The organism is Rahnella perminowiae (assembly GCF_019049755.1).
Taxonomy (GTDB): domain Bacteria; phylum Pseudomonadota; class Gammaproteobacteria; order Enterobacterales; family Enterobacteriaceae; genus Rahnella; species Rahnella perminowiae.
Genome location: NZ_JAFMOS010000126.1, coordinates 1 through 882 on the forward strand (window position 1 = coordinate 1; position 882 = coordinate 882).

Here is an 882-nt window from a genome sequence, read left to right on the forward strand (position 1 = left end):
ATCTTTTGTTAACCTTCACTTTTTATTTCAGAATGGATGCAAAATGAAAACTAAGCTCAAACTCTTAGCGGGTGGGATATTTATGGCTATGGCAGTCAATAGCTATGCGACTGATGGCGCTATTAACTTTCACGGCGAAATAATCACTCAGGCGTGTATCATAAATGGCTATCAGGATATTGATGTTCCACTAGGGACTTATTCAGCTGCCCAATTTGTGAGTGTCGGCGATCCTTCACCAAAAATACCTTTCACTATTCCATTAACGAATTGCCCCTATGCAGAAGATGGCAGTGAGGAAACAGATCATTTCCGTATCTGGCTGGAAGCACCTACTGTACCCGATCACCCGAATCTGATTCAGATTGCGGATGAATTCAAAGATGGCACCTCTGCGACAGGGGTCGGCATCCGTATCGTAGATGCAAAAACACCAAGCACACCTTTGGAAATCAACACACTACCGACATTGACTTATAACATTGAAGGCGACGTCATGAATGTGAATCTGATGGCCTATTATGAGTCTTTTGCTGCTGCTACGGCGATCACTGCTGGTCTGGCCGATGCTGTTGTTAATGTCACGTTAGATTACCGTTAATTTCCACCCCCCGTTCAGGCAGGCATATCAGCCTGCCTGTTTTATGTTATGACAAATAATTGTTGTTAATTGCAGGATGCGATGACATGCCTAAAATAATTAGATTATCAATAAACATTCTCCTTATTTATTTGCTTGGCTGTCAGCTGTGTTACGCTGGCGGTATCATTGTTGGCAGAACACGAATCATTTATGATGCGGATAAAAAAGAGGCATCACTCCCTCTGACAAATAATTCAGAAAATATACCTTTCCTGATTCAGTCATGGATTGACACAGGG

General features: G+C 42.4%; 2 protein-coding genes. Both read left to right on the plus strand.

The genetic code is table 11. The features are described 5' to 3' along the window. The coding region (locus tag J1785_RS00670) for a fimbrial protein (protein ID WP_420803821.1) at nucleotides 1-601 on the plus strand (601 nt) is incomplete at its 5' end. Nucleotides 602-687: 86 nt separating this feature from the next. After that, on the plus strand, nucleotides 688-882 hold a 195-nt coding region (locus J1785_RS00675; RefSeq protein ID WP_217218567.1), incomplete at its 3' end, for a fimbrial biogenesis chaperone.